Consider the following 24,687-nt stretch of genomic DNA (forward strand, 5'->3'; position numbering starts at 1 on the left):
TCGCAGGCAGGGGACTACACGGTCAGTCGTCATCTCTGGCCAAAAAACCGGCAAACATCCCGCTCTATCGCAGCCAGAACCGACAGACGGGGGGATGAAAACGTGAATAATTGGCAAACGTTCAGTTTTTGCGAAACAACCGGCACATCTCATTGAGCAAAATGTAACCAGCATTTGCTACACGTTCCCGGCACCGGGATAATGCGCACCACTCGGCGCCCAGCGCCACGCAGGTGTGCCGTGCATTTTGCGCCACTCACCGCGTCAACGAAGCCCGCAGGGGCGGGATGAATGTCTGTGATCAATTTCAACATCGCCCAGTGGCGCGCGTGGGCCCCGGGGCTCGAAAGCGTGGACGATTGGCAGGCCTGGAGTCGACAACCGGTCGTGCTGCCGGTCAGCGATGCTGCTCCTGACGTGTCGTTCCTGCCCGCGATGCAACGCCGGCGCCTGAGCCGACTGGCGCGGATGGCGTTCTGTGTCGGCTGGCCCTTGGCCGAAGGCCGCCAGGACCTGCCGCTGGTCTTTGTTTCCCGTCACGGTGAAACGCCGCGCACCTTTGACATTCTCAGCGATCTGGCCGCCGAACAGCCGCTGTCGCCGACGCAGTTCAGTCTGTCAGTGCACAACGCGATCATTGGCCTGTGGTCGATCATGCGCGGCGAAACCAGCGAAATGACCGCCCTCGCCGCCGCTGGCGATGGCCTTGAACACGGCATGCTGGAAGCGGCGGCCCTGCTGAACGAAGGCGCGCCAGCGGTACTGCTGGTGGTGACCGAAGAACAACCGCCCGAGGCTTACTCGACGTGGATCGATGACGTGCCGTTCCCGTACGCCGTCGGCCTGCTGATCACGTCCGGCAATGACTGGCAGCTGTCCCTGAACAGCCCCACGGATGCGTTGTCCAAACCCCGTTGGCCCCACGCACTGAATCTGTTGAGTGCGCTGTTGGGCCAACAAACCACCTGCCAACATGCCTGGAAAAATCGTGTATGGACCTGGCAACGCAACCCATGACCGAAAAGAACCGCGACGCCTATTACTGGCGCCTGCTGGCCACCGCCGCAAGCTTCGCCCTGTTCGGGCTCGGCGGGTTGTGCCTGCGCGTGGTGGTTTTCCCTCTGCTCGCCTGCCTGCCGGGCGATGCCCGGACCCACCGGCTGCGCGCGCGGCAGACGGTCAGCCGCTGCTTCTGGTTTTTCGTGCAGTTCATGAGCCGCGCCGGCGTGCTCACTTATGACATTCAGGGTGCAGAGAAACTCGGGCGCCCGGGGCAGATGATCATCGCCAATCACCCGTCGCTGATCGACGTGGTGTTCCTGATCGGGCTGGTGCGCCACGCCAACTGCGTGGTCAAGCAAAGTCTCTGGGAAAACCCCTTCACCCGCGGCCCGCTGCGGCGCACCGAATACATCAGCAACGACGGCAGCATGGACATGCTCGATGCCGCCGCCGACGCACTGAAAGAGGGTCAAACCCTGATCATCTTTCCCGAAGGCACCCGCACCCAGCCGGGCCAGGCGCCGGCCTTTCATCGGGGGGGAGCGGCAATTGCCGTGCGGGGTGCGAAAATCCTCACCCCCGTGGTGATCAAGGTCAGTCCGACCACATTGACCAAGGCCGAGCCCTGGTATCGGATCCCAAAACGTCGCGTGCACTTCAGTTTCCGCGTCGGGGCTGATATAGACCCACAAGCCTTCGCCGCGCTGGGCCCCGCCCCTCAGGCCTCGCGCAAGCTCAACGATTATTTGCATTCTTACTTTATCAAGGAGCTCGCCGAAGATGAGCGATCTGCACCGTGAAATCAAAGACCTGATCATCGAAGCGTTGGGCCTCGAAGACATCAGCGCCGAAGACATCGGCAACGACCAGACGCTGTTTGGCGAAGGCCTGGGCCTGGACTCGGTGGACGCACTGGAGCTCGGCCTGGCCATCCAGAAAAAGTACGGCATCAAAATCGATGCCGACGCCAAGGACACCCGCAACCACTTCAGCAACGTGGCGAGCCTTGCGGCGTTCGTCACTGCAAAACAGGCAGCTTGAGACCGGACCATGCAAACTCATGACGACATTTTCAACACACTGCGCGATGCCTTGGTCGAGCTGTTCGAACTGGACCCCGAGCGCGTGAGCCTCGAATCCAACCTGTATCAGGATCTGGAAATCGACAGCATCGACGCGGTCGACCTGATCGATCACATCAAACGCCAGACCGGCAAGAAAATCGCCGCCGAGGAATTCAAATCGGTGCGTACCGTCAGCGACGTGGTCGAGGCGGTCTACCGTCTGGTTCAACCGGCCGCATGAGCCGACTGATCGGCCTCGGCCTGCTGCTGGCGGGCCTGCTGTACCCCTTTGCGGTGTATTTCGGCATGGAGCACTTCGCGCCGTGGCAGTTTGGCCTGCTGCTGGGCAGCCTGTGGCTGGCGCGGGCGCTGACGGGCCGGCGGCGACCAGGCAGTCTGTGGATGGCCACTGTGGCGATCGTTTTCTGCCTGCTGCTGGCGCTGTTCGACAGCCCGGTGTTGCTGCGTTGGTATCCGGTATTGATCAGCGGTTTCATGCTGGCATTGTTCGGGTTGAGCCTGAAATATGGCCCACCCATGGTCGAGCGTCTGGCCCGCCTGCGCGAGCCGGATTTGCCGGCCAGGGGCATTCGCTATACACGCCAGGTGACCATCGCCTGGAGCGTGTTTTTTCTCTGCAACGGTTTGTGCGCCGCCGCCCTGACACTGTGGGCGCCGCTGAGCTGGTGGATGTTGTACACCGGCCTGATTTCCTACGGATTGATAGGCCTGATGTTTGCCATTGAATGGCTGATACGACAACGGGTACGAGGCCGCCCATGAATTGGATAAAACTTGAGCATTTGTTGCTCAAGCCCGAGCCGGAACGCGGCGTAACGGCCGAACCGGCGTTGAATCACACGCAGCTCTGCGAGCAGGCCCTGAGCCTGGCGGCCGGCCTGCAAGCTCAGGGTGCGCAGCGTATCGCCGTGCACCTTGAAGACGCCGCCGATCTGGCGATTGCCCTATTGGGCGCCTGGCGTGCCGGGGTCTGCGTGTTGCTACCGGCCGACCTGCAACCACAGACCCGCCAACGCTGGTCGAGCGAAGTGGATGTGTGGCTGACCGATCAGCCTGACGATGCACAGCTGAGCGACTATCGGCATTCACCGCTGAGTGCTGCTGCACTGGATCTGAATCAATGTCGGCTGAGCCTGTGCACGTCCGGCTCCAGCGGCGAACCCAAGCGCATCGAGAAAACCCTGCGACAACTGGCCAATGAAGTCGAAGCCCTGGAACAGTTGTGGGGTGCCGATCTCGGTCCGGCGTGCATCATCGGCAGCGTCGCCACCCAACACATCTACGGCCTGCTGTTTCGGGTGCTGTGGCCGCTGTGCGCCGGGCGTCCGTTTGTGCGTAAGCAACTGGCGTTCCCCGAAGACCTGCAACGCGCCAGCCGCGAACATCCAGCCTTCGCCTGGGTCGCCAGCCCGGCGCTGCTCAAGCGCATGGGCGACAATCTCGATTGGCCAGCCCTGAGCGCGGTGCGCCGGGTATTTTCTTCTGGTGGCGCGTTGCCGGCCGAAGCCGCGCAGAGCCTGCACCAACGTTTGCATCAATGGCCGACCGAAATCTTCGGCAGCTCGGAAACCGGCGGCATTGCCTGGCGCCAGGGCGAAACGCTCTGGCAGCCATTTGCGGACGTTGAACTGAGTCAGGACCGCGACGGCGCGCTGCTCATCGCCTCGCCGTACTTGCCCCCCGGTCATATCGAACCTACCGCCGATGCTGCACGGATCGCCGCTGACGGCCGCTTCGAGCTGCTTGGACGGCTGGACCGGATCGTCAAACTGGAAGAAAAACGCATCTCGCTGCCGATGCTGGAGCAGGCGCTGACAGCCCACGACTGGGTCGCCGAAGCGCGGCTTGGCGTCGTCCAGGAAAATCGCGCGTCGCTGGGAGCGTTGCTGGTCCTGAGCGACGCGGGCCTGCATGCCCTGCGCAATCAGGGTCGGCGCACGCTCACCGACCAATTGCGCCAACACCTGAGCCAGCACTGCGAAGCGCTAGCCCTGCCAAGACGCTGGCGTTTGCTGCGGCAAATGCCGCTGAACGCCCAAGGCAAACTGCCCCAGACCGATGTCGAAGCGCTGCTGCTGGCGCCACGCCCCAAGGCGCCGGAGGTCTTGGAACAGACCGAAACCGAAGGCGAGTGGAGTCTGCAACTGGCTGTGCCGCCGGATCTTGCCTATTTCAGCGGCCACTTCCCCACCGCCCCGGTTTTACCCGGTGTGGTGCAGGTGGAATGGGCGCTGAACCTTGGCCAGCAATTGATGAACCTGCCGGAAAAATTCGCCGGCATGGAAGTGCTGAAGTTCCAGCAACTGGTGCGGCCGGGCGATGAAGTCCAACTGCACCTGCGCTTCGACCCGGTGCGCAGCAAACTGTATTTCGCCTATCGCAACGAAACCGCCACCTGTTCCAGCGGACGGATCTTGCTGGAGGCTGCGCATGCATAGCCCCTGCGCAATCATCCCCGTCTACAACCATGAAACCGCGATTACCACCGTGGTCGATGCGCTGATCGCCAGCAATCTGCCGTGCATTCTGGTGGACGACGCCAGCAGCCCGGCGTGCGCAAGAGTGCTCGATCGACTGGCACAGCGCGAAATGGTCTACCTGATCCGCCTTGCTGCGAATGAGGGCAAGGGCGGCGCGGTGATGACCGGTCTGCGCGAAGCGTCGCGCCTGGGTTTCAGCCATGCCTTGCAGGTGGACGCCGACGGCCAGCACGACCTGCAAGATGTGCAGCGTTTTATCGAGCAGTCGCGCGCCCATCCTTACGCGGTGATCTGCGGCTATCCGCAGTACGACGCCAGCGTGCCCAAGGGGCGCTTGTACGCCCGCTACCTGACCCACGTCATGGTCTGGATCAACACCCTGTCGTTGCAGATTCGCGATTCCATGTGCGGCTTCCGTGTCTACCCGTTACCGCCGGTTCTGGCGTTGATCGACACCGCGAAGATCGGCAAACGCATGGATTTCGACTCGGACATTCTGGTGCGCCTGGCCTGGCGCGGGCAGCCGATGCAGTGGCTGCAAACCAAGGTTCATTACCCGCTGGACGGTGTTTCGCATTTCCGCATGTTCCACGACAACGTGCTGATTTCGAGCATGCACACCCGGCTGTTCTTCGGCATGTTGTTGCGCTCGCCGATGATCCTCTGGCGACGGTGGCGCGCATGAACACAGAAAAGCAACACTGGGCCGATCGCGAAGAACGCGGCAGTTTCTGGCTGATGAAATTCACCGCACTCGCCGCCAAAGTGCTCGGTCGCCGGCTGTTGAGCCCATTGCTGTACGGCATCGTCCTGTACTTTTTCCTGTTCGGCCGCAGCGCCCGCCTCAGCGCCTGGCAATACCAGCAACGGCTCGCCGACTGGAGCGGTCGCAGCGAATTGCGTCCGACCCATTGGCGAGTGTTCGGCCAGTTCATGGCCTTCGCCGATTCCATGCTCGACAAACTCGACGTGTGGAACGGCAAGCTGAGCATCGAGCAGATCGAAATCATCGATCCGGCGCTGCTGCGCAACCAGTTGCGCGGTACACGCGGACAGATGCTGGTGGGCACGCACCTGGGCAATCTCGAAGTCTGCCGCGCGCTGGCCGAGATCGGTGAAAAGGTCACCATGAACGTGCTGGTGCACACCAAGCACGCCGAACAGTTCAACCGTTTGTTGGGCGAGGCTGGTGCAACCAATTTGCGCCTGATCCAGGTCAGCGAACTGGACCCGTTGATCATGCTGCAACTGCACGAACGCCTCGAACGCGGCGAATGGCTGGCGATTGCCGGTGATCGCGTGCCGCTGCATGGCGGGCGTAGCGTGACCGTGGATTTCCTGGGTCACCCGGCAAAATTTCCGCAAGGACCGTGGCTGTTGGCCGGTCTGCTGAAATGCCCGATCAACCTGCTGATGTGCCTGAAGAAACCCGACGGTGATTATCGCCTGACCATCGAGCCGTTCGCGGACTCGATAACGTGGAAGCGCAGCGACCGCGAGCAGGTCATTCATCAGTGGGCCTCCCGCTATGCCGAGCGCCTGAGTCACTATTGCCTCGACGCGCCCCAACAATGGTTCAACTTTTACCCTTTCTGGAAGACCGATGACGACGCCAACGCTTGAGCCGGTAACCTTCGGCGAACTCCCTTTGCGCATCGAAGACGTGCTGGCCCTGGCCAACCGTCAGGCGCCGACGCAGTTGCAGAGCGACCCTGCGTACCGCGAGCGCATTGCCAAAGGCGCACGGTTTCTCGATTCCCTGCTGGACAAGGAAGGCGTGATCTATGGCGTGACCACCGGCTATGGCGATTCTTGCGTGGTGGCAGTGCCGCTGCATCACGTCGAGGCGCTGCCGCAGCACCTGTACACGTTCCACGGCTGCGGGCTGGGCAAACTGCTCGATGCCCAAGCCACCCGCGCAGTGCTGGCGGCGCGCTTGCAGTCGCTGTGCCACGGCGTTTCCGGAGTGCGCGTTGAGCTGCTGGAACGCCTGCAAGCGTTCCTCGAACACGACATTCTGCCGCTGATTCCGGAAGAGGGTTCGGTGGGTGCCAGCGGCGATCTGACGCCGCTGTCCTACGTTGCTGCCACACTGTCCGGCGAACGCGAAGTGATGTTCCGCGGCGAACGCCGACAAGCCGTCGACGTGCATCGTGAACTCGGCTGGCAGCCGCTGGTGCTGCGTCCGAAAGAAGCCCTGGCGCTGATGAACGGCACCGCCGTGATGACCGGCCTCGCCTGCCTGGCCTTTGCCCGCGCCGATTATTTGCTGCAACTGGCCACGCGCATCACCGCGCTGAACGTGGTCGCCCTGCAAGGTAATCCCGAGCATTTCGACGAGCGTCTGTTCGCCACCAAACCGCATCCGGGGCAGATGCAGGTCGCCGCGTGGCTGCGCAAGGATTTGGCGATCGATGCGCCAACCGCGCCGCTGCATCGCCTGCAAGATCGCTACTCTCTGCGTTGTGCGCCCCACGTGCTGGGCGTGTTGGCCGACAGCCTGAACTGGCTGCGTTCGTTCATCGAGATCGAGCTCAACAGCGCCAACGACAACCCGATCATCGACGCCGAAGCCGAACGTGTGCTGCACGGTGGGCATTTCTACGGCGGCCACATCGCGTTCGCCATGGACAGCCTGAAAAACCTCGTGGCCAACGTCGCCGACCTGCTGGACCGGCAGCTCGCGCTGCTGGTGGACGAGCGTTACAACCACGGTTTGCCGAGCAACCTGTCCGGCGCAACGGCCGAGCGCGCCATGCTCAACCATGGCTTCAAGGCCGTGCAGATCGGCACCAGCGCCTGGACCGCCGAAGCGCTGAAAAACACCATGCCGGCCAGCGTTTTCTCGCGCTCTACCGAGTGCCACAACCAGGACAAGGTCAGCATGGGCACCATTGCCGCGCGCGATGCGATCCGTGTTTTGGAGCTGACAGAACAAGTCGCGGCCGCCACATTGCTCGCCGCCAACCAAGGCGTATGGCTGCGCGGTCAGGCCGCAGATGCGCGACCGTTGCCGCCAGCGCTCGCGGCCATGCATGAAGAGTTGGGCAAGGACTTCCCCCCGGTCATCGAAGACCGCGCGCTGGAAGGCGAATTGCGCCTGTGCCTGCAACGAATCGCCAAACAACACTGGAGGCTGCATGCGTAGCAAGGGAGTGCTGCACACCGATACGGAGATCCTCGTGCCGTTCTTTGACGTCGACAGCATGCACGTCGTCTGGCACGGCCATTACGTCAAATACCTGGAAATCGCCCGCTGCGCGTTGCTGGACAAGATCGGCCACAACTACACCGCGATGTCCAAGTCGGGCTACGCCTGGCCGGTGATCGACCTGCAACTGCGCTACGTGCGCGGCGCGGTGTTCGGCCAGAAACTGAACGTGCGCGCCAATCTGGTGGAGTGGGAGAACCGGTTGAAGATCAACTACCTGATCAGCGACCTGGAAACCGGTGAACGCCTGACCCGCGCGGTTTCCGTGCAGGTTGCGGTCGACATGAGCAATCGCGAGATGCAGCTGGCTTCGCCGAAGGTCTTCACCGATGCGGTCGAGAGGATGCTCGCATGAACCGGTTCACGATCCTCTGTAGCAGCTGGCGAAGCCTGCGTTCGACTGCGCAGCAGTCGCCCTGCGTTTCTCCTGATGCACCGCGTGTGCAGGTTTTGCGACGGCTTCGCCGCCGAACGCAGCCTCGCAGGCTCGGCAGCTGCTACCTGTTCTTGGTAATGCTGGGGTTTTCTTCGTGGGCTCAAGCCTTCGACCTGCAACAACTCAGCGATCAACTGGCCAAGCCCGATGTCATCCACGGCAGCTTCATCCAGGAAAAACACCTGCGCGCCCTGCCCCAGCCGCTGACCAGCAAAGGCACTTTCGTCCTGGCGAAAAACCACGGTCTGCTGTGGCTGCTGAAAACACCGCTGCAACAGGATTACCGCATTACCGATAAAGGCATTGCCCGGCGGGATGCCGCCGATTGGCAAATGCTCCCGGGCAAGAGCGCCGGTGCCGAGCAGAACCGCTTGTTCCTCGCCGTGCTGCAAGGCGACAGCAGCGGCCTGCAACGGGATTTCGAATTGTCGCTGAGCGGTGACGCACAGAACTGGAAACTGACCTTGCTGCCGCGCTCAATGCTGCTCAAGCAGGTGTTCAATCAAATCAACATTACCGGTGGTGAACTGGTGCACAGCATCGAACTGCTGGAAACCCAGGGCGACAGCACCTTGTTGCGCATGCAGGACAGCACCAGCGCCCAACCGCTGAGCGACGCGGAGCAACATGACTTTGCCCAGTGAACGCAGGCTACCATGGCTGTTCCTGACCCTGCTGCTGGCAGTGCTGGCGCTCGCCGGGTGGCAATGGCGCGACGGTGCACCGCTGTCGGCCAACCTGATGGAACTGGTCCCCGGCACCGCGCCAGACGCGCTGGAACTGCGCGCCGAACAGCGCATGCAGGAGCCGTTGAACCGCGAAATGCTGGTGCTGGTCGGCCATAAAGATCGTGAACAAGCCATCGCCATGGCGCAAAAGCTGGGCGATCAATGGCAAGCCAGCGGCCTGTTCGAAAAGGTCCAGTGGAACTTGCAAGCTGACTTGCCGGCACTGCGCACGCAACTGCTGCAGGGTCGACTGGCAATGCTTTCGGCGGACGATCGTCAGCAGCTGATCGAACATCCCGACGCCTTTATCCAGCAACGGGTGCAAGCGTTGTTCGATCCCTTTACTGGTTTCAGTCTGGTGCCGAGCCAGGACGACTGGCTGGGCCTGACCGGACGCATCCAGAACAGCCAGCCACAGCACGGCGCGGTGCAACTGGACATCGGCAGCGGCGCGTTGATTGCCGATGCCGACGGCAAGAGCTGGGTGCTGCTGCGCGCACGCACCACCGGCAACGCCTTCGACATGAACCTGCCACTGCAAGTGGCCGACCTGCTTCAACTCAGTCGCGAAGAAGCGGCCAAGGCTGACGTGCAACTGCTGGCTGCCAGTGGCTTGCTGTACGCGGCCAACGGCCAGCGACAAGCGTCCCGCGAAATGACCTGGGTCGGTGGCGGCGCCACGGTCGGCATCCTGTTGTTGCTGTTGCTGGCCTTCCGTCGTTGGCGTGTGTTGCTGGCGTTTGTGCCGGTGCTGGTGGGCATGCTCTTCGGCGCGGTGGCCTGCGTGGCGTTGTTCGGTCATATGCACGTAATGACGCTGGTGTTGGGCTCGAGCCTGATCGGCGTCGCGGTCGATTACCCGCTGCATTACCTGTCCAAGAGCTGGAGCCTGAAACCCTGGCACGCCTGGCCGGCGCTGCGCCTGACCTTGCCGGGCCTGACCCTGAGCCTGATCACCAGCGCCATCGGTTACCTGGCCCTGGCCTGGACACCGTTCCCGGCGCTGACGCAGATTGCCGTGTTTTCCGCTGCCGGTTTGCTCGGTGCTTATTTGTCCGCCGTATGCCTGCTGCCGGCGTTGCTCAAGGGCGCCGATCTACGTCCGGCACAATGGCCGCTGCGGGTTTCCGAGTTTTTGCTGGGGCGCCGCGAAGCACTGCTCAAACACCTGAGCACACCAGTCCTGCTGGCCCTGCTGATTGCTTTCTGCGTTGGCGGACTTTTGCAGCTCGAAACGAAAAACGACATCCGCCAGTGGGTCAGCGCTCCACAGCAATTGACCGACGAAGCGCAGACCATCGCGCGGATTACCGGTTATCAGCCCACCAGCCAGTTCTTCCTGGTACAAGGTGCCAACCAACAGCAATTGCTCGAACGATCGAGCGCTTTGAGCGAGCGTCTTGATCAGTTGCTTAACCTGGAAAAACTCCAGGGTTACCTGTCGCTCAACCAATTGGTCAGTCAGCCAAGCGATCAGCAACAAGTCCGCGAAGCCTTGGGCAAGCTGCCGCAGTTTTGGCAGCCGCTGCTGGATGTCGGCGTGCCGGTCGAGGCCCTGCAAACGGAATTGACCAAGCTTCAGGCACTGCCCGTTGAAGACATCGACGCAGCACTGGCCGGACCGCTGGCGGAACCTTATCGCCTGTTGTGGCTGGGGCCGACTGATGACGGCGTGGCGGCGATGGTCAGCCTGCAAGGCATCAACAACCCGACCTTGCTACAAGTCCAGGCTGAGGATTTGCCGGGCGTAGTGCTGGTGGATCGACTGGGCGAGCTGAACAGCGTCTTCGCCGCCACCCAGATCAGCGCCGCTGAACTGAAACTCGCCTCCTGCGTACTGATCGTGCTGGTGCTAATCCTGCCGTTCGGCTTTGGCGGCGCATTGCGCATCGTGTCCCTGCCGCTACTGGCTGCACTGTGCAGTCTGGCCAGCCTCGGTTGGCTGGGGCAGCCGTTGACCCTGTTCAGCCTGTTCGGCCTGTTGCTGGTGACGGCAATCAGCGTCGACTATGCGATCCTCATGCGCGAACAGGTGGGCGGCGCCGCCGTGAGCCTGCTGGGCACCTTGCTGGCGGCGCTGACCACATGGTTATCGTTCGGCCTGCTGGCCGTATCGAGCACGCCTGCGGTGAGCAACTTCGGCCTGTCGGTGAGCCTGGGCCTGATCTTCAGCTTCCTGCTCGCTCCATGGGCCGGTCGACAAGTGCATGCACTCCCTGTCACAGAGCCGGCAGCATGATGATCGCGCTGTTTTGGGCGATGGCCCTGGTGCTGTTCGCGGTGGCGACCCGCGTTGGCCGGCACATCGGCCTGATCCCGATTGTCAGCCAGTTGTTGCTGGCGACCATCGGTTTGCCCCTGCTAATGTACTTCTGGATCGAGCCGCAATGGCAATTGAGCGGCGCGACACTGGTGTCGCCGGACTGGCTGAAAAACCTCTACAGCCTGAGTTTTGCATTGCTGCTGGGCTACATTCTCAGCGACGTGATCGATCTGCAACTGGATCGCCAGAGCCTGAAAATCGCCCTGCCGAGTTTCTGTATTCCGTTTGCCTGCGGCCTGGTCACGGCGGCCTGGCTGTTACCGCCGCAACCGTGGATCAGCTCGCTGGCGGTCGGCCTGCTGTTCGCAATAACTGCGATTCCCGTTTTGTACCTGTACCTGCGGCACATCGATTACCCGCCCGCCGCCACCCGGCGTTTGGTGCAAGCGGCGATCCTGATCGACCTCGCCTGCTGGACCCTGTTCGCCCTCGCCCAAGGCAGCCTGCACCTGAGCAGTCTGTTGCTGCCCTTGGTTGGCGCGTGCCTGCCGGTGTTGCTGCGGCTGCTCGGCCTGCGCCAGTTGTGGCTGTACAGCCTGGGCTTCTTCGCATTGCTGGTAGTGGCCGAACACTACAAGCTCAATGCACTGGTTTTAGGCATCGGTTATGTGCTGATCATGGCTGCGCTGAAGGCGCCGCTGGTGTTGCCGCTGCCGGCGATCTGGATGAGTCGCTTACAGACGTATATCGCGATTCCGCTGATCCTCACCTTCGGCATTGTGCAGATCAACGTGCACAGCGCGATGGACAGCCTCGGTTGGTTGCAACTGGCGGCGCTGCTGCTATTGCCGATTGCCAGCAAATTGCTGGGCAACTGGATCGGCCTCGGCTGGGCTGGCGCCTCGTTCCAGGGCGCCAGCCGTTGGCGCGAAAGCGTGCTGCTGAACATTCGCGGTTTGAGCGAGATCGTCTTTCTCAATCTGCTGCTGCAACAACAGCTGATCAGCCCGGCGCTGTACTTTGCGCTGATGCTGATGGGCCTGATCGCGACACTGCTGCCGGCACTCGCCGGCATGCACCGGATTCCCCTGAAAGCTGCCGCCCCGGCAAGGAGCCCCCATGCCAACCGTTGAAATGCAACGCCGCACGATCGTGGTCATCGGGGCCGGTCCTTCCGGAGCCATCGCCGCCGCACTGCTCAAGCGCAAAGGGCACGACGTGCTGGTGATCGAGCGTCAGCATTTTCCACGGTTTTCCATCGGTGAAAGCCTGCTGTCGCACTGCCTGGATTTCGTCGAAGAAGCGGGCATGCTTGACGCCGTCAACGCAGCCGGTTTCCAGGTGAAAACCGGGGCTGCGTTTGCCTGGGGCGAGCGCTACAGCACCTTCGATTTCGGCGACACGTTCACTCAGGGCAAGCCGACGACTTTTCAGGTGCAGCGCGCCGACTTCGACAAACTGTTGGCTGATCAGGCCGCGCTGCAAGGCGTGGAAATCCGCTACGGCGAAACCATCGTCAGTGTCGACATCGATCAGGCCAGACCGCTGCTCGGTGTTCAGCGCGAAGACGGTAGCGAGTACCGCATCGAAGCTGACTTCATGCTCGACGCCAGTGGCTACGGCCGCGTGCTGCCGCGCTTGCTCGACCTGGAGGCGCCGTCGAATTTCCCGGTGCGTCAGGCCGTGTTCACCCATGTCGAAGACCATATCGACAACCCGAATTTCGACCGCACCAAAATCCTCGTCACCACCCATCCGACCCAGCGTGATGTGTGGTTCTGGACCATCCCCTTCAGCAACGGCCGCTGCTCGGTCGGCGTGGTCGCGGCAGCGGAGCACTTCGAGGGCCGCACCGAGAACCTGGACGAATGCCTGCGCGGCTTCATCGCCGAAACGCCCAGCCTTGCAGGCGTACTGAAAAATGCCGTTTGGGATACGCCGGCGCGCACCATTGGCGGTTACTCGGCCAACGTCAAATCCCTGCACGGCCCGGGTTTTGCCTTGCTGGGCAATGCAGCGGAGTTTCTCGACCCGGTATTTTCCTCCGGCGTGACCATCGCGATGCGCTCAGCGAGCATGGCGGCGGGCGTTCTACACCGCCAGTTGCAAGGTGAAACGGTCGACTGGCAACGCGAGTTCGCCGAACCGCTCAAGCGTGGCGTCGACACCTTCCGCTGCTACGTCGAAGGCTGGTACGCCGGGACATTCCAGGATGTGATTTTTTACCCGGAAAGTACCGCAGACATCCGCCGCATGATCAGCTCGATCCTCGCCGGTTATGCCTGGGATGAGCGCAACCCGTTCGTCGCCGAACCCAAACGCCGATTGCGGATGCTGTCGGAACTCTGTGCAAGGAATGCCACATGAGCTATTTGAGCAACACTTACGTCGAAGAGACTCGCTTCGGCCTCTGGTTCCTGCGCAGCCGCACCTGGCAGCATCACGTGCTGCGCGTGGCGATCAACGATTTGCGCAGCCTGTTCAGCGAAACGCTGCCCAGTAGCCCGGTGCTGCTGGACGCCGGTTGTGGTCAGGGCAAGTCATTCCGCTATCTGCAACAGACCTTCATGCCCGAGCGTCTGATCGGCGTGGATGCCGACCCGCACAGCCTGAACCAGAGTGGCGAAGAAGCGGTCAATCAGGGTATTGCTGTGGAGTTGATCGGCAGCGATTGCGCGACGCTTGCCGTACCCGACGCCAGCGTCGATCTGCTGTTCTGTCATCAGACCTTCCATCATCTGGTCGAGCAGGAACAGGCACTCGCCGAGTTCTATCGCGTGCTCAAGCCCGGCGGCTATCTGCTGTTCGCCGAATCCACCGAGGCTTACATTGATACCTGGGTGATTCGCTGGCTTTTCCGTCATCCGATGCACGTGCAGAAAAGTGCCGCGCAGTATCTGGAAATGATTCGCCACCAGGGTTTCGAATTCAGCGCGCAAAACGTGTCTTATCCGTACTTGTGGTGGAGCCGCGCCAAGGACTTCGGCCTGCTCGAACGCTTGGGCCTGCGTCAGCCGAAACCCTTAGGTCAACGGGAAGAAACCCTGGTCAATGTGGTGGCGCGCAAACCGTTGGAAGGTGTTGTGTGATGCTAATTGCCGAACGCATAACCTGTGGGAGCGAGCTTGCTCGCGATGGCGGTGGGTCAGTCAATATCTACGCCGACTGTCATGACGCCATCGCGAGCAAGCTCGCTCCCACAGGGTTAGTGGTCGCCATGCGATTTCTGCTACTCGGTGTGACCCTGCTACTGAGCGCCTGCGCCAGTCAGGCGCCGCTACCCGAGCAAACGCCGAGCCTGTCGTTGCCGTTGCAACTGCACATCCAGCGTCTGCAAGCCGAACAGCGTCAGGACTGGGTGTTGGTCATCCAGCGAGAAGAGCCCGGCATTCGCTGGTCGATGATGGACTTGCTGGGTATTCCGCAGGCACGCCAGAAACTGGTGGGTAACCAATGGCGGGCTGATGGCCTGCTGCCGCCGAATCCGGAAGCCCGGGAATTGTTCGCTGCGTTGCTGTTTGCGCTGACCCCTCAAGATGAACTGGCAGGCAACTACCCCACCGCCTGGCAACACGGGATGCAGCGTTCGCTGCCAGAGCGCTGGGACGTTCATTACTCGCAACCATTGAACTTCGAATTGAACCTGCCCAAAGGCCCGAACTATCAAATCACACCCCTGAGCGGTGACACCCCATGACCGCCTACCTGAACGCGCTCGGGGTGATCTGCTCCCTGGGCCGCGACAAGCAGGAAGTCGCGCGCAACCTGTTTGCCGGCGATTGCTCCGGCATGCGCAGCGAAGCCGGTTGGGTGCCGGAACGGTCGTTGCCGGTGGGCTCGGTCGATGGCGAATTGGCGGCGATCCCCGCAGAGCTGACCCGACAACGCAGCCGCAACAACCAACTGTTACTCGAAGCCGCCCTGCAAATTCGGCAGGACATCGACCACGCGATTCATACCTACGGTCGCCATCGCATCGGCATCGTTCTCGGCACCAGCACCTCTGGCATCGACGAAGCGAGCCAAGGCCTGGCCCATTATATCCGCGAGCAGCAGTTCCCGGACGAGTACGACTATCAGCAACAGGAACTCGGCGCACCGGCGGACTTCCTTGCCGACTGGCTGCAATTGAGCGGCCCGGCTTATGTGATTTCCACTGCCTGCACATCCAGCGCCCGTGCGCTGATGAGCGCCCAGCGCCTGCTCGATCTGGGCATGTGCGACGTGGTGTTGTGCGGTGGTGTCGATACGCTGTGCAAGCTGACGCTCAATGGTTTCTCCGCGCTGGAAGCAGTGTCCGGGCAGCGCTGCAATCCGTTCTCGGTGAATCGCAACGGCATCAACATCGGCGAAGCAGCGGTGCTGTTCCTGATGAGCAAGCAGGCGGGCGACAGCCAACCGATTGCCTTGCTCGGCAGCGGCGCCAGCTCCGATGCGCACCACATTTCCGCGCCGGAGCCCACGGGTCGTGGCGCCCAACAGGCGATGCGCAAGGCGTTGAGCCGGGCCAATCTGCAACCTGAGCAGATCGCCTACCTCAACCTGCATGGCACCGCCACCCAGCACAACGACGCCATGGAAAGCCAGGCCGTGGCCGCGCTGTTTCCGGCCGGTGTGCCCTGCTCGTCGACCAAACCCATGACCGGCCACACCCTTGGCGCGGCTGGCGCGCTGGAGGCAGCGTTCTGCTGGTTGAGCCTCAGCGCAGGCAATAGCGAGCACGCGCTACCGCCGCATGTCTGGGACGGTCAGGCAGACCCCGAACTGCCGGCCCTGAAATGGGTGACCCCGGCCGCTCGCCTGGCGTCCACAAGACCTCGCTACCTGATGAGCAATTCCTTCGCCTTCGGTGGCAACAACGTCAGCCTGATTATCGGAGACGCCCCATGATTGACTGGCCGCTCGCCGAACTGCTGCCCCACGCTGGCGACATGATCTTTATCGATCAGGTCCTGGCGTTCGATGAAGAGCAGATTCACACCCGCCTCACCGTCAAACCCGACGGTCTGTTCAGTCGCCCCGATGGCAGCCTGCCGGCCTGGGTCGGTATTGAGCTGATGGCCCAGAGTGTGGCCGCCTTCGCCGGCTGCCATGCACGCCAGCGCGGCGATGCGGTGGAACTTGGCTTCCTGCTCGGCAGCCGCAAGTTCGAATGCAACGTCGAAAGTTTTCCGGCCGGCACCGAGTTGACCATCCATGGCATCCGCTCGCTGGAAGACGACAACGGCATGGGCGTGTTCGAATGCCACATCAACGCGCCGGGCATTCACGCCACCGCCCGTCTGAACGTGTATCGCCCGCCTCAGGCGGCCCACTATCTTCATGAACCCCTCAGCTCTTCACAAGGAGCCCAGCCATGACTGAATCCGTACTGGTCACCGGTTCCAGCCGTGGCATCGGCCGCGCCATCGCCTTGCGCCTGGCCCTGGCCGGGCATGACATCGTGCTGCATTGCCGCAGCGGCCTGACCGAGGCCTCGGCAGTACAAGCCGAAATCGAAGCCCTGGGACGCAAATCGCGCATCCTGCAGTTCGACGTCTCCGACCGCGCCACCTGCAAAGCCATTCTCGAAGCCGACGTCGAAACCCACGGCGCCTATTACGGCGTGGTGCTCAACGCCGGGCTGACGCGTGACGGTGCTTTTCCGGCGCTGAGCGAGGATGATTGGGATGTGGTGATGCGCACCAATCTCGACGGTTTCTACAACGTGCTGCACCCGGTGATGATGCCGATGATCCGTCGTCGCGCCGCCGGGCGAATTGTCTGCATCACCTCGGTGTCCGGCTTGATCGGCAACCGTGGCCAGGTCAACTACAGCGCCTCCAAGGCCGGTTTGATCGGCGCGGCGAAGGCGTTGGCGATCGAGTTGGGCAAGCGCAAAATCACTGTCAACTGTGTCGCCCCCGGCCTGATCGACACAGCCATGCTCGACGAAAACGTGCCAGTGGAAGAACTGATGAAAATGATCCCTGCACAACGCATGGGCACCCCTGAAGAGGTGGCCGGCGCGGTGAATTTCCTGATGTCGGCGGAAGCCTCGTACATCACCCGGCAGGTTCTGGCCGTCAATGGAGGCCTGTGCTGATGAAGCGCGTCGTCGTCACCGGCATGGCCGGCATCACCTCACTGGGCAGCGACTGGGACACCATCGCCGGCAACTTTGCTGCCAACCGCAGCGGCATTCGCCGCATGGATGAGTGGGATCGCTTCACCGAACTCAACACCCGTCTGGCCGGCCCTATCGATGACTTCAAGGTGCCGAGCCACTGGACACGCAAGCAACTGCGCAGCATGGGCCGGGTTTCGCGGCTGGCGGTTGGCGCGGCGGAACAGGCGCTGACCGACGCCGGACTGCTCGGTGACGAATCGATCAAGGACGGACGCATGGGCGTCGCCTGTGGTTCATCCACCGGTAGCACCGACGAGATCAAGGCGTTCGGCAACATGCTGCTCAATTCGGTGGCCGAAGGGCTGAACGCCAACTCCTACGTGCGCATGATGCCGCACACCACGGCGGCCAACATCAGCATCTTCTTCGGCCTCACCGGTCGCTTGATCCCAACCTCCAGCGCCTGCACCAGCGGCAGCCAGGGCATCGGCTATGCCTACGAAGCGATCAAGTTCGGACGCCTGCCGTTGATGCTCGCCGGTGGCGCCGAAGAGCTGTGCCCGACCGAAGCCATGGTCTTCGATGCGCTCTACGCCACCAGCCTGAAAAACGACACCCCGCAAAAAAGCCCGCGCCCGTACGACAAGGGACGCGACGGACTGGTGATCGGTGAAGGCGGCGGCATGCTGGTGCTCGAAGAGCTGGAACACGCCTTGGCGCGCGGCGCGCACATCCACGCCGAGATCGTCGGTTTCGGTAGCAACGCCGACGGCCAGCACACCACCCGTCCCGAACAAGTCACCATGCGCCGGGCCATGGAACTGGCACTGGAAGACGCCGGACTGCAGCCCTCGGACATCGGCTACGTCAACGGTCACGGCACCGCCACCGAACAGGGCGACATCGCCGAAACCCAGGCCACCAGCAGCCTGTTCGGCGAACACATGCCGATCAGCTCGCAGAAAAGCTTCCTCGGCCACACCCTCGGCGCCTGCGGTGCACTGGAGTCCTGGTTCAGCATCGAAATGCTCAACCGCGACCTGTACGTGCACACCCTGAACCTCGACGAAGTCGACCCACATTGCGGCAAGCTCGATTACCTTCGCGGCGAGTTCCGGCAGATGAGCAATCAGTACGTGATGAACAATAACTTTGCGTTTGGCGGGGTGAATACTTCGCTTATTTTCAAGCGCTGGTCTTGAGCAAAGTCAAAAGATCGCAGCCTGCGGCAGCTCCTACGAAGGACGGTTACATGCGTAGGAGCTGCCGCAGGCTGCGATCTTTTTGTGTTTTTGCTCGCGATTGACTGCGCAGCAGTCACGGCTTCAGTGGCTCAACCTTCCTCGTCAACAATTCCACAAATGCTTTGGCCATCGCCGACTTCTGATCCTTGCGCTGCACCAGCCACACCGCCGACACCGCCGCCGGATCCAGCAGCGGTCGATAGACCACGCCATCAATGCGCATCCGCTGATAAGACGCCGGCAGCACCGATACACCCAGCCCCGCTGCCACCAAACCGATGATGGTCATCGCCTCGCCCGCCTCTTGAGCGAAGTGCGGGCTGAAACCGGCATCACGCGCCAGGCTCAGCAATTGTGCATACAGCCCGCTGCCGTAACTGCGCGGGAAAAACACGAAGGGTTCGAGGGCCAACGCGGACAGGAACAAACCTTCCTCACTGCCGCTGACCAACGGATGTTTTGAACTGAGAACGGCGACCAGTGGCTCACGCATCAGCTCAACCACATCAAGGCAATCCGGCAGCCCAAGTGGACGCATGATGCCGACCTCAATCGACTCATCCACCAACGCATCGGCTACCTGGGTGCTGCTCATCTCTCGCAAGTTGAGGTGCACCGCCGGGAAGCGCTGGCGAAACGAAAAAATCGCCTGGGGAATGGTCGAGTTGAATGGTGCCGACGAGGTGAAGCCGATTTTCAGTTCGCCCAGCTCACCCAATTGCGCCCGCCGCGCTACATCCGCCGCTTTGTCGACCTGCGCCAGCACCAGTCGCGCCTCTTCGAGGAACAGCCGACCAGCCTCGCTCAGTTCGACCCGACGATTGGTACGCTCGAACAAACGCGCGCCGACTTCCTGCTCCAGCGCCTGAATCTGCTGGCTCAGAGGTGGCTGAGAGATGCCCAGCACCTGTGCGGCGCGGCCGAAATGCAGTTCTTCGGCGACGGCGATGAAGTAGCGCAGGTGACGCAATTCCATGAAAATCCCATTAAGTCGTAAAAGCTATCAAACAGGTCGAACAATATATTGGATTGAATCATTAGCCGGCTATATGCTTTTTTCATTGCCTGACCGGCCGCGCTCCTCCGAGGTCCTCCGTGAAAACTGCTGTCGCCCCACTCGCCCATGAAGTTCCACCCGCCGCACAGGGCGATGTCGTCGCTGAGCTGGCGGAGATCTACATAGAAAAAGGCACGCCGGCGTTCATGCGCACGGTACTGGCACTGTTCTGCGGCGGCTTCGCGACGTTCGCCCTGCTCTACTGCGTGCAGCCGATGATGCCGCTGCTGTCCCACGAATATTCCATCAACGCGGCGCAAAGCAGCCTGATCCTGTCCATTGCGACGGGCATGCTTGCCATCGGCCTGTTGATCACCGGTCCGATCTCCGACCGCATCGGGCGTAAACCGGTGATGGTGGCGGCACTGTTCGCCGCCGCACTGTGCACCATGGCCAGCGCGATGATGCCGAGCTGGCACGGCGTGCTGGCGATGCGTGCGCTGATCGGGTTGTCGTTGAGCGGCCTGGCGGCGGTTGCGATGACCTATTTGAGCGAAGAGATTCACCCGCAGCACATTGGCCTCGCCATGGGTCTGTACATCGGCGGTAACGCGATTGGCGGGATGAGCGGTCGCTTGATCACCGGCGTTTTGATCGACTTCGTCAGCTGGCACACGGCGATGCTGGTGATCGGCGGCCTGGCGCTGATTGCGGCAGCGGTGTTCTGGAAAATCCTCCCCGAATCACGCAACTTCCGCCCTCGCTCGCTGCACCCGCGCAGCCTGGTCGACGGGTTCACCATGCACTTTCGCGACGCCGGTCTGCCGCTGCTGTTCCTCGAAGCCTTTGTGCTGATGGGTGCGTTCGTCACGCTGTTCAACTACATCGGCTATCGCTTGCTGGCCGAGCCGTATCACATGGAGCAGGCCTTCGTCGGATTGCTTTCGGTGGTGTACCTGTCGGGCATCTACAGCTCGGCGAAAATCGGCTCGCTGGCCGACCGAATCGGCCGCCGAAAAGTGCTCTGGAGCACCATCGCGCTGATGATCAGCGGCCTCGCCCTGACGATGTTCACCCCGTTGCCGCTGGTGATCATCGGCATGCTGATCTTCACGTTCGGCTTCTTCGGCGCCCACTCGGTCGCCAGTAGCTGGATCGGCCGCCGCGCCACCAAAGCCAAGGGCCAGGCCTCGTCCTTGTACCTGTTCAGCTACTACGCCGGGGGGAGCATTGCCGGTACGGCGGGCGGCGTGTTCTGGCACCTGGGCGGCTGGAACGGCATCGGTCTGTTCATCGGTGCATTGTTGGTGGTGGCGCTGCTGGTGGCGTTGAAACTGGCGAAGTTGCCGCCACTGCCGGGAAGCGGCACGACTATCTGAGCACCACCCGCGCCTCCAGCACCGCGTCACGTTTTTCCAGGGTCAGTGATTGCAGGACAATGCCCTCGCGTTCAATACGGTCCAGCCATGGCAGCAATGCCATGGCGTCGCCGCTGAGGGTCAGGCGCAGCAGATCGTTGTCGCTGTCCATCTGATGCAGTTCAAGTCCTGCCGTTACGACGCTTTCGCTGATACGCAATGACAGTGGCTGGTCGAGCGGCTGGGGAATATGGCTGCGCGGTCGCGCTTGTTGCACTTGCGCGACCAGTGCCAGTTGCTGTTGATATTGGCGCTCGGCTGTCGCCAACCGTTGTTGCGTCGGCTGCCAGATCAGCGTGAATGCCATAACGCTCAGAACAAAAACACCCAGCGCCAGCAGCAGTCGCTGCTCGCGTCGGGACAGATGCTGAAACTTCACGGCCACCGACTTCAACCCCATCAACTTCATGTGCCTTGCTCCACGGTCAGGGTTGCCTGCACTCGATCGCGGTCCTTGTTCGAGCTGTCGAGCCGCACTGCGATGCCTTGCTGTCGCCCACGTTCACGCAGCAGTTCCAGCTCGGCAAAGCTGTTGGCGGTCAGCTGGATTTTCCAGCCATAGCCTTCACGAAATTCGATGCGCTGGACCTCGACGTTGCTGGCGCCGATGACGTGCTCGACTAGGTTGACCAAACCGGCGATACGACCGCCCTGCGGCTGCTCACCTTGGCTTTGCAGGGTTTTGAGTTGCGCCGCGAGGTCGACGATGCGGGTCTGCTCCGGGTACAGCGTCTTGAACTGTTGCTCGCTGCGGCTGTAGAGCTGACGACTTTCATGGTCGAGAAATCGGATGCGCGTTTCACTCGCTCCCCAAGTCAGCAGCAACATCATCAACATCGCCATGCCACCGAGGCGCCAGGGCAGGCGTTTTCGGCGGGGGGCAAAATCACCTTGCAACAGATCAATTGCGTGCTTGTGAGTACCATTGAGCCACTGGTCGAACTCAGCAGCGTCCTGACACTCATCGCGCCACTCAATGTCCTGCGGCAAGCCCGGCCTGAGCAAGGCCACCTCGTCTTCCATCAGCGTCAGGCGCGCGGATAACCCGCCACCCAGCAGCCATCGACCGAACCACCACACAGCCAAAGGCTGACCGCATGGCAACACATCGGCATCGACGTAAACCGAGCGTACTTCAATGCCCGCCCCGGCCAACAACTCAAGCACGCTCGCAAAACGCTTTCGATCAATCACCATCACCGGATAGCGACCCTGCGTATCGCGAGCGCCGATGCAAAGGTGCAGTTTCTCCAGTGGTTCGCTCAATTGTTCCTCAACAGCGAACGCAACGGTTTGGGTATCGGGTCGACGCCGGGAAGGCCACGGTTCGCTGCGCAACCAGCTGCATAGTTCCATGGGCAACAGCAGATCCACTGCTTGCCCGTCCAGCGCTTGCGTCGCTTGTTGCAATGGCATGCGTTGGCGATGGCCGGTCGGTGACCACATGCAGCAGGGCCAGTCGGACGATGCCGCGCCGAGTCCTTCGGCCGTCAGGTAGAGCCAGTTTTTCATTGCGCTATCTCGTTGCTGTTCGACGGCAGAACACGTCGTTGCAGGATGTTCCATTGGCGTGTCTTGGCATCGCGTTCGACATCAGTGGCCAAACGCAGACGGCTCTGCCCCTGCGTCACCTGGACCGTGATCCGGTACCAGCGGCTGTCGATGCCCAAGCCGTGGCTGTTCAAGCCCTTGCCTGATAACACCGGGTCTTGGGTAAAGGCCTGAACGCTCGGCCATGGCGCCGTTGAGCGCAGGCGCAGCAAGGCATCCGTCTCGACTGCTTCGATGCCATCGAGTGTGCGCAGAATCAGCGCCGGGGCCGTGTTGATGTTCAGTGCGGCGCTTGCGGGCAATAACGCGACCCAGGGTTCCAGCCGACGCAGGCGTTCACCGTCAACACCGGGCAGCAGGCGCAACTGACTCAGCTCTCGCAAAGCGCCCACTTGCTCCAGTTGCAAATCCGGTAGTTCAAGCAGCGCCAGCAAGCGCGCCCAGCGCTTGAGCGTGACCTGATCAGTTTGCCCCTCAATCAACAGGGCGTTGAGATTGAAGCGCCCGGCCAGGTCCTCGATGCTGATGCGGATTTGCGCGTCTTCCACGTCGAAATCTGGAGTCGGATCGGGTATCAGATCGCTGTCTTTTTGCTGCGCCTTGAGCGATGACAAAGCCCAGGTTTCCCCGGCCATGCCGAGTTGACGCAGATGCAGTTGCTGTAGCTGTTGCCCACTGCTTTGCAGCAACAGCCGATGACTGCGCAGCACCCCGCCGATGATCAACAGCGCCAGGCTCATGACCAGCAGCACACTGACCAGCGCCACCCCGCGTTGACGCGCTCTCACAGCAGTGCCCCTGGTAGCAAAATCACTCGACGGATTGCCTGGTAGCGTCCCGCCGACAGCTGCATCTCCACCGCCAGCGGTGCCTTCGCGTCTTGCCCGGTCGGCGAGTCGCTACGCCAACCGGTGCGACCGTCGAACAGCCGCCAGCGCAAGTCGCGAACATCGCCGAGCAGTTTTTGCCGCTGCACGATTGACGAGCCTTCTGCCCGGCTGTCTCGCCACAGCACACCACTGTCGAGACGATAGGTCAGCGTCTGTCGCTCGCTACGCGGCAGGTCCAGCGGATTACGCCAATTGCCGCGCTGCCATTGCAGCTGCGCCTGCTCCAACACGAGAGCCTGCTCCGTGATCTGCAGCAAGTCGCGTTCGATCACAGCGATGGCGCGTTGCAGGTTTCTGAATTCACGTTCGTGGGCCATGCTGCCTTGTTGCACGCGCACCACGCCTTCGAACAGCGTCCAACTGGCCAATCCCAGCAAGGCGAATATCGCAATGGCGATCACCAGTTCCAGCAAGGTGAAACCGCTTTGCCTATTCATCGGAGTTGAGTATCCAGCTGCTGGCGCGGTGCAGGGGCTGGTCGCGATTGACCAGGCTGACCTCCATCTCGACTTTGTGCAGACGCGGCTCAGTGGTGGCGCTGATACGCTCACGCAGCAGCCAATCGCGACTTGCCATGTGCACAGCGTATTGCGATTGACCATCGGCTGGAGCAGATTGCAGGCGCAACTCGTTCAATTGGTTGTCGGCCACCCACGCCGCGAATAGTCGCTCCTCGACGGCAACAGACTGCTTCAGCACGTATTGGCTGGCGGACAACACAGCGGTCGCCAGCGTCGCGAAAATCGCCAGCGCCACCATGATTTCCAGCAGGGTGAAGCCGGCCATGCGTGGGATAAATCGCAACCTAGCCATCGATCACCACCTCGCCGATGCCATCGGCGGACAGACTCGACCAGATCCTGTCCCGTGTCTCGAATGTCAGCGTGAAGGTGCTGGTTTCATCACTGCTGAGCATCAACAACTGAGGCGGGCCGGCGTCAGCGCCCAGTGTCACCAAATACCCATCGTGCTTCAGCCTCAGCCGCAGGTGATCGGGCCATCGATAGAGGGTCGTGAGCGATTCCCAGCCGCGCACATCCAGGCGCATTGCCCGGTAGCCGTCGACACTCAGTCGCACCCCGTATTCCTGGCCTTCAAGCACCGCCCGTTCACGCAACTGCCGAATCACCCCGGCGAGAGCAGCCGCTTCTTGTCGGGCTTGTTGCGCCGGGTTCATGCCGGTGGCAAAACTCACCATGCCCACCAGCACGCCGATCAACACGATCACGATCATCAGTTCCAGCAAGGTAAACCCCTGACAACGACACCGCAT

General features: G+C 61.8%; 28 protein-coding genes. 21 read left to right on the forward strand and 7 right to left on the reverse strand.

The window, feature by feature from the left end; all coding sequences use genetic code 11:
- Positions 1-291 precede the first annotated feature (291 nt).
- The 20 genes from ACM110_RS07755 to ACM110_RS07850 all read left to right on the forward strand — a co-directional run bounded on the left by ACM110_RS07755 (position 292) and on the right by ACM110_RS07850 (position 18,516).
- On the forward strand, positions 292-1,017 hold the full coding sequence (locus ACM110_RS07755; RefSeq protein ID WP_416127311.1) for a beta-ketoacyl synthase chain length factor: 726 nt from the start codon (positions 292-294) through the stop codon (positions 1,015-1,017).
- A complete protein-coding gene (locus tag ACM110_RS07760) occupies positions 993-1,802 on the forward strand; it encodes a lysophospholipid acyltransferase family protein (protein ID WP_416127312.1) in 810 nt (269 codons plus the stop codon). The genes ACM110_RS07755 and ACM110_RS07760 overlap by 25 nt, the downstream gene beginning before the upstream one ends.
- Positions 1,783-2,043, forward strand: coding sequence for a phosphopantetheine-binding protein (locus tag ACM110_RS07765; RefSeq protein ID WP_338584348.1), 261 nt, complete (start codon positions 1,783-1,785; stop codon positions 2,041-2,043). Before ACM110_RS07760 ends, ACM110_RS07765 begins: the two co-directional genes overlap by 20 nt.
- A gap of 9 nt (positions 2,044-2,052) precedes the next feature.
- The gene (locus ACM110_RS07770; protein WP_416127313.1) at positions 2,053-2,307 is read left to right on the forward strand and encodes an acyl carrier protein; all 255 of its coding nucleotides are present in this window, start codon (positions 2,053-2,055) and stop codon (positions 2,305-2,307) included.
- Positions 2,304-2,849, forward strand: a complete 546-nt coding sequence (locus ACM110_RS07775) for a hypothetical protein (protein ID WP_416127314.1) — start codon at positions 2,304-2,306, stop codon at positions 2,847-2,849. Before ACM110_RS07770 ends, ACM110_RS07775 begins: the two co-directional genes overlap by 4 nt.
- Positions 2,846-4,525 carry an AMP-binding protein gene (locus tag ACM110_RS07780; protein ID WP_416127315.1) on the forward strand — a complete coding sequence of 560 codons (1,680 nt, stop codon included), beginning with the start codon at positions 2,846-2,848 and terminating at the stop codon, positions 4,523-4,525. Before ACM110_RS07775 ends, ACM110_RS07780 begins: the two co-directional genes overlap by 4 nt.
- Complete coding sequence (locus tag ACM110_RS07785) at positions 4,518-5,252, forward strand: glycosyltransferase family 2 protein (RefSeq protein WP_416127316.1); 735 nt, start codon at positions 4,518-4,520, stop codon at positions 5,250-5,252. Before ACM110_RS07780 ends, ACM110_RS07785 begins: the two co-directional genes overlap by 8 nt.
- Positions 5,249-6,190 carry a glycosyl transferase gene (locus ACM110_RS07790; RefSeq protein WP_416127317.1) on the forward strand — a complete coding sequence of 314 codons (942 nt, stop codon included), beginning with the start codon at positions 5,249-5,251 and terminating at the stop codon, positions 6,188-6,190. Before ACM110_RS07785 ends, ACM110_RS07790 begins: the two co-directional genes overlap by 4 nt.
- Complete coding sequence (locus ACM110_RS07795; RefSeq protein WP_416127318.1) at positions 6,171-7,715, forward strand: HAL/PAL/TAL family ammonia-lyase; 1,545 nt, start codon at positions 6,171-6,173, stop codon at positions 7,713-7,715. Before ACM110_RS07790 ends, ACM110_RS07795 begins: the two co-directional genes overlap by 20 nt.
- The gene (locus ACM110_RS07800; RefSeq protein WP_416127319.1) at positions 7,708-8,133 is read left to right on the forward strand and encodes an acyl-CoA thioesterase; all 426 of its coding nucleotides are present in this window, start codon (positions 7,708-7,710) and stop codon (positions 8,131-8,133) included. The genes ACM110_RS07795 and ACM110_RS07800 overlap by 8 nt, the downstream gene beginning before the upstream one ends.
- Positions 8,134-8,291: 158 nt before the next feature.
- The gene (locus ACM110_RS07805) at positions 8,292-8,858 is read left to right on the forward strand and encodes an outer membrane lipoprotein carrier protein LolA (RefSeq protein WP_416127320.1); all 567 of its coding nucleotides are present in this window, start codon (positions 8,292-8,294) and stop codon (positions 8,856-8,858) included.
- Positions 8,842-11,181: an MMPL family transporter gene (locus tag ACM110_RS07810; protein ID WP_416127321.1), complete on the forward strand. Its 2,340-nt coding sequence runs from the start codon at positions 8,842-8,844 to the stop codon at positions 11,179-11,181. The genes ACM110_RS07805 and ACM110_RS07810 overlap by 17 nt, the downstream gene beginning before the upstream one ends.
- On the forward strand, positions 11,178-12,338 hold the full coding sequence (locus ACM110_RS07815) for a sodium:proton antiporter (protein ID WP_416127322.1): 1,161 nt from the start codon (positions 11,178-11,180) through the stop codon (positions 12,336-12,338). Before ACM110_RS07810 ends, ACM110_RS07815 begins: the two co-directional genes overlap by 4 nt.
- Positions 12,325-13,572, forward strand: a complete 1,248-nt coding sequence (locus ACM110_RS07820) for an NAD(P)/FAD-dependent oxidoreductase (RefSeq protein WP_416127323.1) — start codon at positions 12,325-12,327, stop codon at positions 13,570-13,572. Before ACM110_RS07815 ends, ACM110_RS07820 begins: the two co-directional genes overlap by 14 nt.
- Complete coding sequence (locus ACM110_RS07825) at positions 13,569-14,294, forward strand: class I SAM-dependent methyltransferase (protein ID WP_416127324.1); 726 nt, start codon at positions 13,569-13,571, stop codon at positions 14,292-14,294. Before ACM110_RS07820 ends, ACM110_RS07825 begins: the two co-directional genes overlap by 4 nt.
- Entirely contained in the window at positions 14,294-14,902 is a 609-nt protein-coding gene (locus ACM110_RS07830) for a hypothetical protein (protein WP_416127325.1), read from the forward strand. Before ACM110_RS07825 ends, ACM110_RS07830 begins: the two co-directional genes overlap by 1 nt.
- On the forward strand, positions 14,899-16,095 hold the full coding sequence (locus ACM110_RS07835) for a beta-ketoacyl-[acyl-carrier-protein] synthase family protein (protein WP_416127326.1): 1,197 nt from the start codon (positions 14,899-14,901) through the stop codon (positions 16,093-16,095). Before ACM110_RS07830 ends, ACM110_RS07835 begins: the two co-directional genes overlap by 4 nt.
- Complete coding sequence (locus tag ACM110_RS07840) at positions 16,092-16,565, forward strand: hotdog family protein (RefSeq protein ID WP_416127327.1); 474 nt, start codon at positions 16,092-16,094, stop codon at positions 16,563-16,565. Before ACM110_RS07835 ends, ACM110_RS07840 begins: the two co-directional genes overlap by 4 nt.
- The gene (gene fabG / locus ACM110_RS07845) at positions 16,562-17,290 is read left to right on the forward strand and encodes a 3-oxoacyl-ACP reductase FabG (protein ID WP_416127328.1); all 729 of its coding nucleotides are present in this window, start codon (positions 16,562-16,564) and stop codon (positions 17,288-17,290) included. Before ACM110_RS07840 ends, fabG begins: the two co-directional genes overlap by 4 nt.
- Positions 17,290-18,516: a beta-ketoacyl-ACP synthase gene (locus ACM110_RS07850; RefSeq protein ID WP_416127329.1), complete on the forward strand. Its 1,227-nt coding sequence runs from the start codon at positions 17,290-17,292 to the stop codon at positions 18,514-18,516. The genes fabG and ACM110_RS07850 overlap by 1 nt, the downstream gene beginning before the upstream one ends.
- Positions 18,517-18,631: 115 nt before the next feature.
- Here ACM110_RS07850 and ACM110_RS07855 read toward each other — a convergent pair whose 3' ends face one another.
- Positions 18,632-19,534 (reverse strand): LysR substrate-binding domain-containing protein, encoded by a 903-nt coding sequence (locus ACM110_RS07855; RefSeq protein WP_416127330.1) that lies wholly within the window; start codon positions 19,532-19,534, stop codon positions 18,632-18,634.
- A 119-nt stretch (positions 19,535-19,653) separates the two neighbouring features.
- Between ACM110_RS07855 and ACM110_RS07860 the strand changes: the two genes are divergently transcribed.
- Complete coding sequence (locus ACM110_RS07860; protein WP_416127331.1) at positions 19,654-20,934, forward strand: MFS transporter; 1,281 nt, start codon at positions 19,654-19,656, stop codon at positions 20,932-20,934.
- Here ACM110_RS07860 and gspM read toward each other — a convergent pair.
- Genes gspM through gspH form a run of 6 tightly spaced genes read right to left on the reverse strand, consistent with a single transcriptional unit; the run spans position 20,927 to position 24,687 of the window.
- Positions 20,927-21,382: a type II secretion system protein GspM gene (gspM, locus tag ACM110_RS07865; RefSeq protein WP_416127332.1), complete on the reverse strand. Its 456-nt coding sequence runs from the start codon at positions 21,380-21,382 to the stop codon at positions 20,927-20,929. The genes ACM110_RS07860 and gspM overlap by 8 nt on opposite strands.
- Positions 21,379-22,485 carry a type II secretion system protein GspL gene (gspL, locus tag ACM110_RS07870; protein ID WP_416127333.1) on the reverse strand — a complete coding sequence of 369 codons (1,107 nt, stop codon included), beginning with the start codon at positions 22,483-22,485 and terminating at the stop codon, positions 21,379-21,381. The genes gspM and gspL overlap by 4 nt, the downstream gene beginning before the upstream one ends.
- Positions 22,482-23,312: a general secretion pathway protein GspK gene (locus ACM110_RS07875; RefSeq protein WP_416127334.1), complete on the reverse strand. Its 831-nt coding sequence runs from the start codon at positions 23,310-23,312 to the stop codon at positions 22,482-22,484. Before ACM110_RS07875 ends, gspL begins: the two co-directional genes overlap by 4 nt.
- Positions 23,309-23,851: a type II secretion system protein GspJ gene (locus tag ACM110_RS07880; protein ID WP_416127335.1), complete on the reverse strand. Its 543-nt coding sequence runs from the start codon at positions 23,849-23,851 to the stop codon at positions 23,309-23,311. Before ACM110_RS07880 ends, ACM110_RS07875 begins: the two co-directional genes overlap by 4 nt.
- Entirely contained in the window at positions 23,844-24,227 is a 384-nt protein-coding gene (gene gspI / locus ACM110_RS07885) for a type II secretion system minor pseudopilin GspI (protein ID WP_416127336.1), read from the reverse strand. The genes ACM110_RS07880 and gspI overlap by 8 nt, the downstream gene beginning before the upstream one ends.
- Entirely contained in the window at positions 24,220-24,687 is a 468-nt protein-coding gene (gene gspH, locus ACM110_RS07890; protein ID WP_416127337.1) for a type II secretion system minor pseudopilin GspH, read from the reverse strand. Before gspH ends, gspI begins: the two co-directional genes overlap by 8 nt.

The sequence above is a fragment of the Pseudomonas sp. NFX98 genome (assembly GCF_047784845.1).
Classification (GTDB): Bacteria; Pseudomonadota; Gammaproteobacteria; order Pseudomonadales; family Pseudomonadaceae; genus Aquipseudomonas.